Origin of the sequence: Trichocoleus sp. FACHB-90, from assembly GCF_014695505.1 — a bacterium.
Classification (GTDB): domain Bacteria; phylum Cyanobacteriota; class Cyanobacteriia; order Cyanobacteriales; family FACHB-T130; genus Funiculus; species Funiculus sociatus.
Window position 1 is genome coordinate 37,647 of sequence record NZ_JACJOK010000082.1, and the last position, 15,854, is coordinate 53,500.

Consider the following 15,854-nt stretch of genomic DNA (forward strand, 5'->3'; position numbering starts at 1 on the left):
CTTTGGCTGGCTAAAAAATTTATTAGAATATTGCTAATAATAAGCCTTGGTTCAGCCTGTTGTATTAAGCTTTTTTAGAAAAAAAAGGAGGTAGATTTTAATTTATAAAATCAGACGCATCTTAACCATTTCAAAAATCTACCATTGAGGAGCAACCGGGTTTATGAATATCTCTTTCAGGAATCTAGCAACTGCTATTGTTGGCGCAAGTTTTATTGTCATAGGAACCACAGCCACACCCTCCCAGGCAACAACTCTCACTGGCTTTAAAACTACCGGAAATATGATGAGTGGGATGCAAGTTAAGGTTGGCTTCCTTGATGGAAGCTACGAAATTGCAAACTGGGGTGCCACAGGCTCTAATTCAGGAGGAGCGTTTGGTACTGGCTGGTCACTCACCCAACGTGGCGATACCTACGGTTATAGTTCCCAAAATAGCGCCTACGGCTGGACATTTTCTTACTCTGGTGGCAATTCGCTTAACTCTCTACTGATTGATGCTATTTCCGGAAATGCTGTTTTCGATCGGATCAGAAGTAGAGATAGCGAATATACGCCGAACTCAGCAGATGGTTGGAACTTCGAGGTAGTATCTGGAAAAAGGCCGGATAACCACGCCTACTCTGTACCGATTGACATTTCGCGGGGAGACTTGTTTGGACGTCTCGCAATGGTATGGAACAGCGGATTTAACGGGACAATGACATTTATTGCCGATACTGATAGCGGCACCACAAACGATCCGGTTAAGCCGCTAGAGCCAGCACCACCTATCACGCCACCACCGCCGCCACCTGTCATACCACCGCCACCACCACCGCCACCTGTCATACCGCCACCACCGCCACCACCACCAAACGTCGCACCGATAGTGAGTTTGGACAATTACACGATCAATGAGGGTCAATCGGTATCGCCAATCGTATATGGCAGTGATGCGAATAACGATCCGCTTACTTTCTGGCTGAACGGCAATGTTATTGGGAGTGCGGTAAATACTGCCGGAGGCAGTTCTGTGACTGTGCCTTTAGGGACTTATGTTGATGAGGGAACCCATGCTTTAACGGCGCAAGTACAGGACGATAAAGGTGAAACAAGTGTTGTCACGAGGACATTAACTGTTTTAAATGTCGCTCCTACCATCAATAGACTCACCCGAAATATCACGATCAAAGAAGGCGATCGCTTCAATTTTGCTGCTAGAGCCACCGATCCGGGTATCAATGATATTCTCACCTACAATTGGGACCTGGATAATAACGGTCAGTATGATAATCGGACTGGCATTAGGGGGAGACATTCCTTTGCGGATGAGGGTTCCAATGCCATCAAGCTGCAAGTTTCCGATGGCGATGGTGGGTATGATTACGGTTCTTTTAACGTGACGGTGGAGAACGTTGCTCCCACAATTACCCGCCTCACCCAAAATTTAACGGTTAAACAAGGCGAATCCTTCGATTTTGCCGCTACTGCTACCGATCCGGGAATCTACGATATTCTCAGATATCGCTGGGATTTGGATGGTGACGGTAGGTATGATGACCACAGGTCTCAAACCGGAAAATATTCCTTTACAGATGTAGGTGTCAATTCCGTGGGGTTGCGAGTCGCCGATGGCGATCGCGGTTTTGATTTCGGTTCTTTTAACGTCACAGTGGAGAACGTTGCGCCGACGATTACCAGCATCACTAAGGCTATTAGTGTTTTAGAAGGTGAGTTGTTTGATTTTGGTGCTACCGCAACTGATCCGGGTATCAACGATCTTCTCAGCTTTGCTTGGGACTTGGATGATGATGGGGAGTATGATGATTTCTTTGGCACCGATGGGCAGTGGTCTTTTAACAATGACGGTGTTTATAACGTTAAGTTAAAAGTCTCTGATGGTAATAACGGTTTTACTTACAGTTCTTTTGACGTGGCAGTTGAACACGTTCCGGAACCTTCTTCGGCGTTCGGTTTACTCGCGTTTGGTGCTGTGGGTGCTGGTATAGCCTATAAGCGTAAACACCAGCGAAAAATTTAGCGTAACCGTTACTTAGGGGTGCAACGCCTGCGTGTATATATACCCGCAGGCGTTGCCTTAATGTTTTACAAACTAAGTCTACCCGTGCAGCTTTGGCTTTGTAAGCCAGAGCTGCACGGGTATTTTTCCAAAAGTGGGAAAGTTAAGTGCGATCGCTTTCATCCTTCCTGCAACCCTACAGAAACCTTAAGCCGGAAAAAGTGTGTTTTAAAATACACTTTTTTAAAACATGGTTAAAGTTATGGTATTGAATGCGCCCCCAGGAAAAGGGTGAATTTTTCTTTCACAAAAATAGAAATCTTACTTCCTATGCCTGCTTCTCTTCCCAGTTTATAATTGCTTTATTTCTTATTTTACCAGAGCTTGAGTATTTCAAACAAAAGCAACAATTAATACAAATACAACACTAACTCCGTCTTATATCGCCGCCATAAAAAGTATTTTAATCTCAGCAGGCTTGAGCCAAAATAAAATGCTCTAGGGATATTTCAACAGCACATATTGTCGAAAAAATAGCTCAAAAGTATACCCGGATACCTATAGAAATAACATCTTCTTACAATCACGCTTTACTAAAATTTTATATATTTAATGTAATCAAGCCCTTCTTAGGAATCGTGCAAGCTATATGCAATAAGTGATATAGCTACTTAATTGTCTATCGGTATCTGAAAATACCGTAGTTAAATATGTTTTTTTAATAAAGATTACGTATAACTACTAGCCATCGCCATTAAATATATGCCAAACTTTGCCTAGCTATGTTCTAAGCAAGCTTAGCAAATAAGAATTTCAGTCTACATATGAAATAAGCAGCTTTTAGAGAAACAAATGTTGCAATCAGACGTCAGGAAAGTTACTGAATCAACATTAAATTTGAGGGACATATAATTTTTGTCAGTAAGATTCCTGACGGCTTCTATTAACGACTGAGGCAATATCTTTTCATCATCTGTGCAGGTACTTGCTTAAAGCAATTAATAGGAAATGATCTTAAGTCATTTTTGCTGGTGATTGATTCTTACTAATGAAGCAAATTTCTGGTGACTCTACTATCGCAACTAGCAACCCAGTAAGAGTACACAAACGCTAAATCTTTCAGAATCGCTAGATCAACAGTGCAAATAAACGCACTTATCAAGACGTTTCCTGTGAATATGCACACTTGTAGAAAAATGAGTCCTATGAAAACCTCAGCTTTTATGAAAAAGCTATCTATGATTACTGCTGGCGTAGCATTTATAACCCTTGGATCTTTAGCTAATGCGCCCCCTGTTAAGGCGGCAATTATTGCAGTAGACGATTCTGGATCATGGGCAACAGGAACAGACACCTTAGCCAATCTAGGTTTCAATATGGTGACGGTTCCAGATAGCCCCTTCGGGGAGTTATCGTCGGTTTCGACTCTTTCTTCACCGTTTGGCAACTTAACTTTCAGCCCTACGGTAGAAAAACGATATATTGGTTCGAGCTGGACAACTTGGAGTCATGGCTACATGGGCGAGGTGTACTATAGCGGCTCTAATGTTGTGACCACAAAGATTAAATTGCCCTTCGGTATTTCTGCGTTTGATTTGTATGTAGAGCCAAATATGTTTAGTACATACAAAATTACAGTAACGGTTATTGATAGTAGTCTGGCAACTCTGACGCAAGAAATAGATGGTTTTGGAGGTAGCAAGTATTTCGGATTCTACGCCACTAATGGAGGTGTGCTTTCCTCCGTCACAATCACTGACCGGACAGGCGGTGCTGCTAATGGTTTTGCTATGGCTGAGTTCCGTTTGGCCGCCCGTGAAATCCCTGAAACCTCTTCTGTGTTGGGTACATTAGCATTTTGTGCTTTAGGTATCCGGTCGCGGCTGTTGGGCAAACAGTGACAATAAAGCTAAGGAAAATAGTCTCAATTCTATGTAAAACAAATAGGGGTAACGCTTCATCTCAGGCAAGGCGAAGCACCTACAGCATGACATAGAACATAAGTTTTGTTTATCAGTTACAATTCATATCAGGGTTGATGGGGAGCCTACGCCTGGCACAGTCAGAAGGGTCACGCCTTGCCTTATTGCGGGAAAAGGGTAAGATGATTGACCTGGGGACTCTGGGCGGCGACTATATTTGCCAGTAATATCAACGAAAACATTGCTGTTTGGTGGTGCTTTAGGTGCAACTTTAGTGCTAAAGCGGAAACGCCAACTCCAAAGCTGATCGTTAACAGCTTAAACTGACTTTAACAATTAAGGCGATCGCATCTGTGCTTTCCTTGTGGTTGGCACGGCAGTTTATTGTCTAATCAGCTTAGTTCAGGCGTTCCGGTTGAGTAAGGGGAAATCATAAATAGCGATCGCATCCTCATAGGGATCATCTCTAGCTGTGCGATCGCTGTGGCATGGTAATCTGGAAAATGGCATTGCTAAATGTTAAGACCGTTTTCCTGTATCTATATAGATAGCTTCACAACATAGGCACAAGCATGGTAGCCACCACAGACAAGACAAACGTAGGGCGTATTACCCAGATCATCGGTCCCGTTATCGACGCGGAATTTGCGACTGGCAAAATGCCGCAAATTTACAATGCTTTGAAGGTTGAAGGCAAAAACGAAGCCGGACAAGACGTGTCCGTAACCTGCGAAGTGCAGCAGCTTTTGGGCGACAACCAAGTGCGTGCCGTTGCTATGAGTTCCACCGATGGACTTGTGCGCGGTATGGACGTGGTAGACACTGGCGCTCCTATCAGCGTTCCCGTTGGCCCCGCCACTTTGGGTCGGATTTTCAACGTGTTGGGCGAACCTGTAGACAACAAAGGGCCAGTTAATGCACAGGAAACCTTCCCCATCCACCGTGCAGCACCCAAGCTGACTGACCTGGAAACCAAACCATCAGTGTTTGAAACCGGGATTAAAGTTATCGACCTGCTGACACCCTATCGACGCGGCGGCAAAATCGGTTTGTTCGGCGGTGCTGGTGTCGGCAAAACCGTAATTATGATGGAGCTGATCAACAACATTGCTACCAACCACGGTGGTGTGTCTGTGTTCGGCGGTGTGGGCGAACGCACCCGCGAGGGAAATGACCTTTACAATGAAATGATCGAGTCTGGGGTTATTAATAAAGATAATCTCAATGAATCGAAAATCGCTCTTGTATACGGTCAGATGAACGAGCCACCTGGCGCGAGAATGCGTGTAGGCTTGGCAGCACTGTCAATGGCTGAGTATTTCCGCGATGTCAGTAAGCAAGACGTGTTGCTGTTTATTGATAACATCTTCCGGTTTGTGCAAGCAGGTTCGGAAGTGTCGGCGCTACTAGGACGGATGCCTTCTGCTGTGGGATATCAGCCGACTCTGGCAACCGACATGGGAGATTTGCAAGAGCGAATCACCTCAACCACTGAAGGTTCGATTACCTCTGTTCAAGCGGTGTACGTGCCAGCGGACGACTTGACCGACCCCGCGCCAGCAACCACCTTTGCTCACTTGGACGGAACAACTGTGTTGTCTCGCGGCTTGGCTGCTAAAGGAATTTATCCGGCTGTAGATCCGCTGGGTTCTACTTCCACCATGTTGCAGCCTGCTATTGTTGGTGAAGATCACTACGGGATTGCTCGTGAAGTGCAAGCAACTCTCCAGCGCTATAAGGAACTGCAAGACATCATCGCCATTCTGGGTTTAGATGAATTGTCTGAAGATGACCGCTTGACTGTGGCTCGTGCGCGGAAAATTGAGCGTTTCTTGTCTCAGCCGTTCTTCGTGGCAGAAGTCTTTACCGGATCTCCTGGTAAGTATGTGAAGCTGACAGAAACAATCGACGGCTTTAAGAAAATTCTCTCTGGAGAGCTGGATTCTTTGCCAGAGCAGGCTTTCTACATGGTCGGCACGATTGACGAAGCGATGGCTAAAGCCGAAAAAATCAAAGGCTAATTGAAGGATTGCTCATCGCTAATGGAATGATGGCTAGTTTTGAAAATTAGGCATTAGCGATGAGCTAACTTACAACTGACAACTGACAAGTAACAAACTATGGCTTTAACTATTCGTGTAGTTTCTCCCGACAAAACTGTTTGGGATTCCAGTGCTGAAGAGGTGATTCTGCCTAGCACAACTGGTCAACTAGGTATCCTCACTGGTCACGCGCCTTTACTGACGGCGTTGGATATCGGTGTGATGCGCGTTCGTCCAGGGAAAGATTGGGTAGCGATCGCTCTGATGGGTGGCTTCGCAGAAGTGGATAATGATGAAGTCACTATTCTGGTTAATGGTGCCGAACGGGGCGATAAAATCGACCGGGAACAAGCCCGTGCTGCTTACTCCGAAGCCGAAGCCAGAATTAATAAAGCTGAGAGTGGCGGCTCCCGTCAGGAGCAAATTCAGGCAACTCAAGCCCTTAAACGCGCCCGCGCTCGGTTTCAAGCTGCTGGTGGCATGGTTTAAGTTAAAAGTCTTCGCCAAACCTTTCTATTTCTAAAACTCCTTCTGTCCATGCACAGCAGGAGTTTTTTGTTTCCATATTTCCGACAAAATGGTGCAGGTAATGCGTCACCAAACTGGAACTATATTATCTGCGATCGCGCTCCTTCATCCCTCCAACTGGTAGTTAGCGGGTGGTGCGGTGCGAAATACGGTAGAAGCGATCGCTATTTAGCCATCACTGTCAGCTAGTCATTAATGATGATTATGGGTGAATGGCGAGTTACGGTTGAAGAAGCTACCTGAGTAATCACCGGAGGAACAGCAATGAGCGTTACCATTCCCATTCGTGCCATTGAACTCACTCCCGGTAGCACGATTAGCATTCATAACTTGTCTTGGCAAGACTTTGAACAGATTCTTACGGAACTGGGAGAAAAGCGCAGCACCCGCATTGCATACTACCGAGGAACTCTCGAAATCATGTCTCCTTTGGCACTGGACGAACGCACCCATCGTATTATTGCTTACATCCTCACAACAATCTTGGAGGCTCAAGGGCGGGACTGGGAAGATTTTGGCTCAACTACTCTAAAGCAACCACAAATTGCCGGAGTGGAACCTGATACCTGCTTTTACATCCAGAATGCCAGTCGTGTCCGGGGTTGCACCAATATGGATTTAGCGGTTTACCCACCCCCGGATCTTGCCATTGAGTCTGATGTTACTTCAAAGGCTACCTTGAACGCCTATGAAGCGCTGCGCATTCCGGAAGTGTGGATCTATCGGAATCGCCAACTCAAGATTTACATTCTACAAAATGGTGGCTACGCCGAATCATCCGTCAGTGCTATCTTTCCCGATTTGCCCATTAGCGAAATGATTCCCCAACTGGTACAAAAAGCCATTGATGAGGGAACCAGTCGGATGCTGCGCGAACTGAAAATACAACTGAGTCAATAACTGGAAAGATTAGAACAAAACTAGACAAGCAAAACATGAATGGTGCAACTCGCCTCCAGAAGATTTTGGTTGATTCGCCGGTTGGTGTTGTGTTACCGGCAATCTCCCTTATCAATCTCCCTGACAGGTGGTTAGCAGGTGGTGCGGTACGAAATACGGTTTGGCGATCGCTATTTGGCAATGAGTGCCAGTTAGTCATCAAACGGTTCGGATTACGGCTTGTTATACTACATTTATAGTACAATTTTATCTTTAGGCGATTAGCATGAGGCAAATGTATGAATGAGTACACTTTTTTTGCCAAACTAAGACCCGATCACGATTTCTATAGCTCTGGTTATAAATTTTATCTTCCGCTGCCTCCATTCACTTCAGGTATGAATGAGTACATTTTTTTTGCCAAACTAAGACCCGCTCATGATTTCTATAGCTCTGGCTATAAATTTTATCTTCCGCTAGTTACATTCAATCCAAGGATAATTTTTCATAACTCATTTATCAGCTTTAAAGTTGCTCTTTCTCAGTACAAGTCTGATTTAATAATTAAAGTTACAGACGTAAACGAAAACTTGACTAATGAATATGGCTTTTTACAAACACTAAGGAATGTTGTTAAGCAGGCTGTCGCTGTTATCGTAAATACCTTAAACTACATTTACAAGAGCGGTTTTGACATAGAAATTGTTCGTGTACAACTTCCTGATGGACAGTATATAGAAATTAGTAGTTTTTTAGAAACCGCTGAACAAAGCCAAAGTAAACGCCCATTCGCAGAGCTTGGCACAGAAAAACAGGTTGAAATAATTCTCAATCTATTATTCAATCCTTTATCTACTGACGAATCAGCTAGCGAACAAGCTTTTAATTCAATTCCTGACGCTGCAACAGTAGCCAAACATCATTTTGCCGGAGCTTTAACTGATTTTAGAGAAGCCATTATAAGGGAGGGCTATACTCCTTTATACTGTTATCGAGCGCTCGAAAATATCAGGCGAGCTATAGTAGCAAAAACAGGAAGTAGTAATAAAGACATAGATAAAGAATGGAAAATTCTAAGAAAAAAACTTGTTATAGATGAGTGTTCATTAATTGTGGTAACTAGATTAGCTGAACAAAACCGTCATGCAGGGGTCTGTCCTATTTCTGGGCAAAGCTATAATACGTTAATCGAGTTTATAGCTCAAGTTTTTGACAGATATGTTTTGTATCTAGATAGCGGCTCTAAAGATTTAGAGGAATCTAAATTTAAATCTTTGATACTGGAAACCCCTGTATCCGATTTTTTTGAATTGCAGAAAGTAAAGGAAGAAATTAAAAAATACTCGGAACGATATCCTGATGAATCTCAACTGTTTGAGTCTGTAGAACCACGAAATGATATTCAAAAGTTTATCGATTGTATTAACTTAATGCTAGACTTTAAACGCCGAGAGAATGAAAAACGCCAGCATGAACAAAGCTCAAGAGAGCAAGAATCAAAGCAGAAGGTAAAAGTGCTTGAAAAAGAGCTGAAGCAGGTTTGTAACAAGCGAGATGGAGCTATTGCTTTACTTAAGAAGCTCAAACAGGAGCCAAGCAGTGCTACCCAAGTAGAAGAAATTGAGAGAGTCATCGCACTGTTAGCAGAAGAGTAGGGAGTAGCGCGGTTGTTGCTCACCCATTTGTCCTCAAAGCTAGAAGCCGTGTAGAAGTAAATCTTTTGCACCCGAAAATTGGATTGCACCTTTCAGGGTAATTTGAGAATAAGTTTTCCTGAACTGAAAATTCCAGTATTGGAATTTCTCCAAAATGAGGCAGAGTGGACAACCTCCTACTTAGACCAGGAAATAAGGGTAGGACGAGGTGGAACAGGCAATCTGTTTGTATTTCGTCGCGAGTGAGTTGGGCGTTTTGAGCGATCGCGTTCTATCAACTCTGCAATTATGAAGAATGCGATCGCTCTTGAGTAATATGCAATAGTTCAAGTCATCTGAATCCCAATATCGAACGTACCCGCGTAGCCTTGTGCATCTTGGGTTAGCTGAAGCATTAGTTCTTCACCACCATCTTGAAAGATTCCATCTCCATCGTTCCTCTGGGTGGGTTGTCCCTTAGTTGCATAGGGAGACTGTGCATAAATTCGAGCCGTGAGAGCATCGTCGAAGTAAAGCTGCGAGGTAAACTCAGAATCCCTCCCGGACGCAGAATCGGTGCGAATCTTGAAGTGAATGTGAACCGTTCTGCCTGGATACCAACCAGGGTAGATCGTTACGAACTCGACGGTTCCATTTGCATCCGTCACCTGATAGCCGCGCAGGAACTTCTGCCCTTGCGTATCCCCGTTGAAGTCTCGAACATCCGAATATACGCCCAGCGCGTCGCAATGCCAAACGTCTACAGTCGCACCCCTCAAAGGTGTACAGGCGCTACCATCAATCCCAGAGACACGAAACACCAAACGCAACGGTACTCCCTGCTTTACCGCACCGTTCGATGGATCTGAGCGGATATCAGAACGGTTAAGCTTCTCATCGACAAAATATGGCCCTTCCGTCTGCTGGGGTTTCACCACGCAGGTCGGAGTTTGCGCGAACGACGAAGTCGTCGCGCTTCGCTTCGCTATCCGATTCAGTGTCTGAGTTGATGTACCTGTCGGCTTTGCTGAGGTAGAATGTCCGCGCCAGCATCCAATAAGCGATACGGCGGCAGTTCCCCCGATGAAGCCAAGCACCTCTCGCCGCTTCAGCATGGAGGCTACGGGAATTCTTTTTGCACGGTCTTTTTTCATTTCATCTGCTCCCAATAGAATTATCGCAATTTACCTGGGCGGTTGAAGCCACGTCTACACACAAAACCTTTGATTTGTCTTAATCAACTGGGCGGTTGAAACCGCGTCTACACACACAAAACCCGCCTGCGCGGGTTTCAAAACCCTTTAAATTTAGAGACGCGAAATTTCATTCACGTTTCTATAGTCCGCGCAGGCGGACTTGGTTTGTTTAGCTGCGATTTCTAATCGCCAGGGCTTATTGTGACTGGCGCAAGATATCAACATGAGATATCACCCCAGGAATCGCGATCGCTGCTAACAGTCGGCGGGTATTTATCACAAGCTTTCTCCTTCGGTTGAATCTAGAAACGTGTCTATAGTTGAATGGCACTGACTTAAGCCCTGAACTAAAGTTTGGGCTAAAAGCTAAAACCCGTTAAAACGGGTTGAAAGGCTGATTAAGTAAGCTTTAGCTTACTTAAGCTTTGAGCCTGAAATTTATTTCAAGGCTCTTATGCCAGTGCCATTCGTATATAGATTCAATTAAGCTCAACCAAAATTACAGCTTGCCCTTCATCTAAATTACAGTTTTGTAATCTGAGCTAGTGAACGCGAGATACCCGACTTCTCTAAAAAGCCGGGTATCTGAACCGCAGGCGATCGCGTGAACTCCAGAAAAGTAACCTCAAACACACAACAGCCATACTTCCTTGGAAAGACGCGATCGCACAGATGTCTTCCTAGGATTAGTAAGAGTTGCGATCGCATTCGCGCAGACTGTCTGCTAGCGAGAAAGAAGCACAATCCATAGCTTTTCTAGCGTGGAGAAGTCCTACAGGAGTTTAAATGGTTATGAACAGTTCGTCGAACCGACCTCTGGCTGTCGTGACAGGTGCCTCCAAGGGCATCGGTTACGAGCTTGCCAAACAGTTCGCCCAAAATGGCTTTGATCTCCTTGTGACAGCCACCGGATCGAGTATCGATGAAGCCGCTCAAACCTTTGAAGGACTGGGTGCCAAGGTCGAGACGGTGCAGGCTGATCTTGCTACTTATGACGGTGTTGAGACACTCTATAACCAAATTAAGGCGACTGGCAGATCGGTAGATGCGATCGCGATAAATGCAGGGGTTGGTGTCGGCGGTGATTTCGCCCGCGAGACGGATCTAAAGGACGAGCTGAATCTCATCAACCTGAACGTCGTTTCATCTGTGCATCTCGCCAAACGGGTAGTGAAAGATATGGTCGAGCGCGGCAAGGGTCGAATCCTCTTCAGTTCGTCAATTGCTGCCATCATGCCAGGGCCATTTGAAGCAGTCTACGCGGCTTCCAAAGCATTTGTACACTCCTTCTCGGAAGCGTTACGCAACGAGTTAAAGGATACAGGCGTCACCGTTACCTCACTCATGCCTGGGCCAACCGATACCAACTTCTTCCATCGTGCGGGAATGGACGACACCACGGTGGGTACAAAACAGAATGATGACCCGGCTGAAGTCGCCAAACAGGGTTTCGATGCCCTAATGGCAGGCAAGGATCACATCATCGCTGGTTCACTCCTGACGAAGATTCAGGGCAATGTAAGCAAGGTTTTGCCTGATACGCTCAAGGCTGAACTGCATCGTCAGATGACTGAGTCTGAGTCGGCTAACAAGTAACGCACGCAGTGCCTTCCTGATCATCTGTTGTATGTAAAGGCGTTTTGGCAGGCATTCTCATACCGACCTGAGCAAATGCAAGCGTCGAATGAGGTGCAGACATCAATACCCGTAGGCAAAAAGTAGTTTAAAGCAAAACACTCATGCACATTCATCATCTCAATTGTGGCTGTATGTGTCCGGTCGGTGGGGCGCTCTTCGATGGCTTCAGTCGCGGTTTGACGGCTCGCCTCGTCTGTCACTGTCTGCTTGTCGAGACCAACCAGGGACTCGTTCTGATCGATACTGGCTTTGGTCTACGCGATGTCAACTCGCCTTACGCGCGACTCAGCCCGTTTTTTATTCATTTCAATGGTATCCAGTTCGATCGCAAGTACACAGCGATCGCTCAGGTCGAGCAACTAGGATTTTCCGCACGCGACGTGCGCCATATTGTGCTTACCCACCTCGATTTCGATCATGCTGGCGGGCTGGAGGATTTCCCTGAAGCAATCGTACACGTAATGCAGACTGAAATTGACGCAGCGCAGGATCGGCACGGCTTCATTACCAGCCAGCGCTATCGTCCAGAGCAGTGGGACGAGGTGAAACGCTGGAAGTTCTATTCGCCGGGTGGCGAACCCTGGTTCGGCTTCCAGGCTGTGCGCGATCTCGACGGACTACCGCCAGAGATTCTCTTAATTCCGCTTGCTGGTCACACGCGGGGTCATGCTGGCGTTGCTATCCAGACACCAGAGGGTTGGCTCTTGAATGCAGGCGATGCCTACTTTTACCGACACGAAATGGACTCCTCTGATCCACGCTGCACGCCGGGACTGCGTTTCTACCAATGGATGATGGAGGTGGATCGCGAGGCGAGGCTCCACAATCAAGATCGGCTGCGTGCATTATCGCGCGATCGCAGTAACGACGTGCGCCTCTTCTGTAGTCACGATGCTATGGAGTTCAAAGCGTTCGCCGACCAGTCCAGCGACTCCCAGAACTTGAAAATTCATCATTCATGAAGTCTGCGTCAGTCAGATTGATTGAAGAAGCAGAACTAGAGCGATCGCGCAAAACAACAGGAGGCTATGCTCAGTTAGCCCCCAATTTGATGTTTGAGGTCAAGTCCAAAACACGAGTTATGCCATGAGTGCAAGGCATAACAACGCGATCTGCGCTTCGCTATCGCCAAACTCTGCAATCGTGACTAGGAAAAGCCGATCTTCATTACTACCATTGAACGATCGTGCTGTATCAACTCATGAATCCTCGTCCTTCCTTAGTGGAATTTTGGGATAGGCGAGTTGGATTTGTGTCATAGCAACGCAGACAGACTTGTAGGGAATTCCTACTACACGATCCTACAAAGTACCCGACTCTAGTTGCTCCAAGTATATGAAATCAGGAGCCTTTACTCCGGCTTCAGCTCTGATTCTAATGAGTTTAGGAGATTCAAAAAAACGCTTGGCATCGTCTATCGATGTCCACGATGAGAAATGCACCACTTTGTTGGGATCGCTTTCATACTTTAAGACCTGATACGACCTTTCTCCAGCTTCCCTTCTTATGTCGGATGCATTGTCAAAAACCTTCTTCCACAACTCGTAGTCTTCAACTTCATGGATAATTAACACGTATTGCATAATTTATCTAGCTAGTAGTGTTTCTTTATTAACCTAACCGATGCTTGGGACATTGGTGTTGGTAGTAGTGAATCGCGAGGCGACGCTCCACAATCAAGATCGGCTGCGGGCGTTATCGCGCGATCGCAATAATGACGTGCGCCTCTTCTGTAGCCACGATGCTATGGAGTTTAAAGCGTTCGCCGACCAGTCCAGCGACTCCCAGAACTTGAAAATTCATCATTCATGAAGTTCTGGGTCAGTCAGATTGATTGAAGAAGCAAAAGTAGAGCGATCGCGCCCAACAACAGAAAACTATGCCCAGTTAGTCCCTGATTTGATGTTTAAGGTCAAGTCCAGAACTGACTCCTTTCTAGAGGGTTCTGTCTCATGAGAATTGATAAACTATTGAGTACGGAACCCGGAGGTCAAAGACTTATGCTTAAAGACTCTCTAATTATTAGCGCATCCCCTGAGATTATGGGCAGTACCCCAGTTTTTGCTGGTACTAGAGTTCCTGTGCAGACGCTTTTAGACTATCTCAAAGCAGGAGAATCCATTGACGATTTTTTAGATGGGTTTCCAACTGTGACCAGAGAGCAGGTCATCGCCTTACTGGAAGAGGCGGAAAAACAGCTTTTTGGCATAGTAGCGTAGCATGAAGCTCCTGTTTGATGAGTGTATTGATCGCAAATTTTCTAGAGAATTTGTTGACTACGAGGTGAAAACAGTTCCACAAATGGGATGGGCGGGAGTAAAGAATGGTGAACTTCTTGCCCTTGCAGAAGCAGAGTTTGATGTTTTCATCACAGTCGATCGCAACTTGTCGTTTCAACAGAATCTGCCACAGTTCAATATCGCGGTAATTGTTTTGCAAGCACCATCCAATCGTTTGGCAGATTTGAAGCCTTTAGCACCAGAGGTTTTAGCTATTTTATGTAATGCCTGCTTTTGCAATTCCTGCAATATCATTAGCATCCTCTCCCTTTAAGCTCTCTCTACTAATTATATTTGTGACGGCGACTTTGAGATGTGAATGAGCTTTAGGCTGTGTCCCTACCGCAGAGCGATCGCGCCGAACGACAGAAAGCTGCATTGGAATTGTTAGACCGCCGCGTACAATAACTAAACACTCATTCAGCCCAGCTATTACCTAAACACTGTCTCTAAATGCGTTCTCAGACTTTCGATGTTGTTCCACTGAGACATCAGGCCTGGACTGGTTAACAATTTTGCTTTGGTATCGTACCACCCCCACTCTGCTTTCATGACATCTTTATCGAGGGGAATACGATGAGGATCGCTGAAGTCAGGAACAACCCAACGTACCTTAACCCATCTGAAAATGCCCCATTCACGCAGTTTCCATTGAGATTCATCTTCACTTCCTTCATTGACCAGTTCAACTACGTGCGTTAGACACCGCTCATTCGCAACTGGCTTTTGGGAAAGAATGATGAGCGCTCCTTTTGGTAGCTTCAAAGCATGAGACTCTATACCCGTACTCTCTTTGAAGTTCAATTGGAAATAAGATCCAAGGGGGTAGTCTTCATACGCCCACTTGTCGGGTTCATTAAGATTATTGACATTTTTGATGTATTCCAGCCGAGTGTAATTCATTGTCTTTTCCAGCTTCTGGGAAGGCACAAGGTTCTTTAGTTGCAGGACTTACGCAACTGTCACAAGCAATGGCGCTTGCACTCTCGCCAAGTACCCAAAAACTAAACAATAAACATGGGAATGTCCGGACGTTTTAGTTGTTGAACTAAGTAATTTGACAACAATCCATGCTTAAGAAGGTAAATTGTTTGTCCACTTTGATAAGCTAAATTTTTAAGCCTAAGCCAGACTAAAATAGCACAGGCAACGTGGTTTCTTTGAATCCGTCCCTTGCGACATTGGCATGATTCAATACCTGTCAATTGCTTTAATTCTCTATGAAACTCCTCAACCTTCCAACGCACCTTACACACTTTTTGTACAACGTCCGTCGAGTCTTGAGATAAATCGTTTGTAGCGATAAAATCCGTTCTATCGGTAGAGACAGTCACCCGGAATAGTTTCACTTTTTTTGTCCCTGGAAACTTTTTTATTTTAACTATTTTACCTGATTCTAACTCCTCTTTATCCCAAGATAATAATTCAATTTTCTGATAATCTTTTTCCTTGCCTGTATCATCAACAAGTCGATTACGTTTGAGAGGGCAATAATAATATTTACCTAAGTCATCAATATATAACATCAATTTATTTGTGGCATACCAACTATCCATTAAGACGGCTCTCAGGGTTAGCGCGTCTCAAACCCTATTGACAAGCGGACTTACCTGAGCGGCAAAGTTGGGTTGAAAGTAGCACTATTCGGGCTAGGGTAAGATTTAATCCATCAAGAGGCAAGGTTCGAGTAATGCCATCAGGATTTGAGAACAAGAAAAGCAAAACCAAAGCATC

The 15,854-nt window shown here is 45.3% G+C and carries 19 protein-coding genes and 2 pseudogenes; 15 read left to right on the top strand and 6 right to left on the bottom strand.

Features of this window, described 5'->3' with window-relative positions:
* The first annotated feature begins 163 nt into the window (after positions 1-163).
* The 9 genes and pseudogenes from H6F74_RS24735 (at position 164) to H6F74_RS31200 (ending at position 9,274) form a co-directional block, all read left to right on the top strand.
* The gene (locus tag H6F74_RS24735) at positions 164-2,023 is read left to right on the top strand and encodes a PKD domain-containing protein (RefSeq protein WP_190444796.1); all 1,860 of its coding nucleotides are present in this window, start codon (positions 164-166) and stop codon (positions 2,021-2,023) included.
* Between the two features lie 1,202 nt (positions 2,024-3,225).
* The gene (locus H6F74_RS24740; protein ID WP_206756350.1) at positions 3,226-3,903 is read left to right on the top strand and encodes a hypothetical protein; all 678 of its coding nucleotides are present in this window, start codon (positions 3,226-3,228) and stop codon (positions 3,901-3,903) included.
* Between the two features lie 593 nt (positions 3,904-4,496).
* Entirely contained in the window at positions 4,497-5,945 is a 1,449-nt protein-coding gene (gene atpD / locus H6F74_RS24745; RefSeq protein WP_190444797.1) for a F0F1 ATP synthase subunit beta, read from the top strand.
* 99 nt (positions 5,946-6,044) lie between these two features.
* A complete protein-coding gene (gene atpC / locus H6F74_RS24750; protein WP_190422420.1) occupies positions 6,045-6,455 on the top strand; it encodes an ATP synthase F1 subunit epsilon in 411 nt (136 codons plus the stop codon).
* A 66-nt stretch (positions 6,456-6,521) separates the two neighbouring features.
* The gene (locus H6F74_RS24755; protein WP_190444798.1) at positions 6,522-6,683 is read left to right on the top strand and encodes a hypothetical protein; all 162 of its coding nucleotides are present in this window, start codon (positions 6,522-6,524) and stop codon (positions 6,681-6,683) included.
* Positions 6,684-6,758: 75 nt separating this feature from the next.
* The gene (locus H6F74_RS24760; protein ID WP_190444799.1) at positions 6,759-7,394 is read left to right on the top strand and encodes a Uma2 family endonuclease; all 636 of its coding nucleotides are present in this window, start codon (positions 6,759-6,761) and stop codon (positions 7,392-7,394) included.
* A gap of 35 nt (positions 7,395-7,429) precedes the next feature.
* Positions 7,430-7,594: pseudogene (locus tag H6F74_RS24765) on the top strand (nucleotidyltransferase family protein); the annotation flags it as partial.
* A gap of 78 nt (positions 7,595-7,672) precedes the next feature.
* Positions 7,673-9,028, top strand: a complete 1,356-nt coding sequence (locus H6F74_RS24770) for a hypothetical protein (RefSeq protein ID WP_190444801.1) — start codon at positions 7,673-7,675, stop codon at positions 9,026-9,028.
* A 138-nt stretch (positions 9,029-9,166) separates the two neighbouring features.
* Complete coding sequence (locus tag H6F74_RS31200; protein WP_347269552.1) at positions 9,167-9,274, top strand: PAP/fibrillin family protein; 108 nt, start codon at positions 9,167-9,169, stop codon at positions 9,272-9,274.
* Positions 9,275-9,354: 80 nt separating this feature from the next.
* On the opposite strand, the gene H6F74_RS24780 is transcribed toward H6F74_RS31200, so the two are convergent.
* Positions 9,355-10,161: an intradiol ring-cleavage dioxygenase gene (locus H6F74_RS24780; RefSeq protein ID WP_190444802.1), complete on the bottom strand. Its 807-nt coding sequence runs from the start codon at positions 10,159-10,161 to the stop codon at positions 9,355-9,357.
* Between the two features lie 564 nt (positions 10,162-10,725).
* A complete protein-coding gene (locus tag H6F74_RS24785) occupies positions 10,726-10,911 on the bottom strand; it encodes a hypothetical protein (protein WP_190444803.1) in 186 nt (61 codons plus the stop codon).
* 84 nt (positions 10,912-10,995) lie between these two features.
* Between H6F74_RS24785 and H6F74_RS24790 the strand changes: the two genes are divergently transcribed.
* The gene (locus H6F74_RS24790) at positions 10,996-11,799 is read left to right on the top strand and encodes an SDR family NAD(P)-dependent oxidoreductase (protein ID WP_190412917.1); all 804 of its coding nucleotides are present in this window, start codon (positions 10,996-10,998) and stop codon (positions 11,797-11,799) included.
* 20 nt (positions 11,800-11,819) lie between these two features.
* Here H6F74_RS24790 and H6F74_RS24795 read toward each other — a convergent pair whose 3' ends face one another.
* Positions 11,820-12,041 carry a hypothetical protein gene (locus H6F74_RS24795; RefSeq protein WP_190444815.1) on the bottom strand — a complete coding sequence of 74 codons (222 nt, stop codon included), beginning with the start codon at positions 12,039-12,041 and terminating at the stop codon, positions 11,820-11,822.
* On the opposite strand from H6F74_RS24795, the gene H6F74_RS24800 reads away from it, so the two are divergent.
* Entirely contained in the window at positions 11,943-12,803 is an 861-nt protein-coding gene (locus H6F74_RS24800; RefSeq protein WP_190444804.1) for an MBL fold metallo-hydrolase, read from the top strand. The genes H6F74_RS24795 and H6F74_RS24800 overlap by 99 nt on opposite strands.
* Complete coding sequence (locus H6F74_RS30725; RefSeq protein ID WP_277875864.1) at positions 12,800-12,931, top strand: hypothetical protein; 132 nt, start codon at positions 12,800-12,802, stop codon at positions 12,929-12,931. Before H6F74_RS24800 ends, H6F74_RS30725 begins: the two co-directional genes overlap by 4 nt.
* A 211-nt stretch (positions 12,932-13,142) precedes the next feature.
* On the opposite strand, the gene H6F74_RS24805 is transcribed toward H6F74_RS30725, so the two are convergent.
* Positions 13,143-13,424, bottom strand: a complete 282-nt coding sequence (locus H6F74_RS24805; protein WP_190444805.1) for an antibiotic biosynthesis monooxygenase — start codon at positions 13,422-13,424, stop codon at positions 13,143-13,145.
* Positions 13,425-13,464: 40 nt separating this feature from the next.
* Between H6F74_RS24805 and H6F74_RS24810 the strand changes: the two genes are divergently transcribed.
* From H6F74_RS24810 to H6F74_RS24820, 3 genes are all read left to right on the top strand, one after another.
* Positions 13,465-13,653, top strand: a complete 189-nt coding sequence (locus H6F74_RS24810; protein ID WP_190444806.1) for a hypothetical protein — start codon at positions 13,465-13,467, stop codon at positions 13,651-13,653.
* 188 nt (positions 13,654-13,841) lie between these two features.
* Positions 13,842-14,060 (top strand): DUF433 domain-containing protein, encoded by a 219-nt coding sequence (locus tag H6F74_RS24815; RefSeq protein ID WP_190444807.1) that lies wholly within the window; start codon positions 13,842-13,844, stop codon positions 14,058-14,060.
* 1 nt (position 14,061) lies between these two features.
* Complete coding sequence (locus tag H6F74_RS24820; RefSeq protein WP_190444808.1) at positions 14,062-14,394, top strand: DUF5615 family PIN-like protein; 333 nt, start codon at positions 14,062-14,064, stop codon at positions 14,392-14,394.
* 158 nt (positions 14,395-14,552) lie between these two features.
* On the opposite strand, the gene H6F74_RS24825 is transcribed toward H6F74_RS24820, so the two are convergent.
* Together H6F74_RS24825 and H6F74_RS24830 are read right to left on the bottom strand one after the other, a co-directional pair.
* Positions 14,553-15,023: a hypothetical protein gene (locus H6F74_RS24825; protein ID WP_190444809.1), complete on the bottom strand. Its 471-nt coding sequence runs from the start codon at positions 15,021-15,023 to the stop codon at positions 14,553-14,555.
* Between the two features lie 101 nt (positions 15,024-15,124).
* A pseudogene (locus H6F74_RS24830) lies at positions 15,125-15,682 on the bottom strand (transposase); the annotation flags it as partial.
* Positions 15,683-15,854 lie beyond the last annotated feature (172 nt).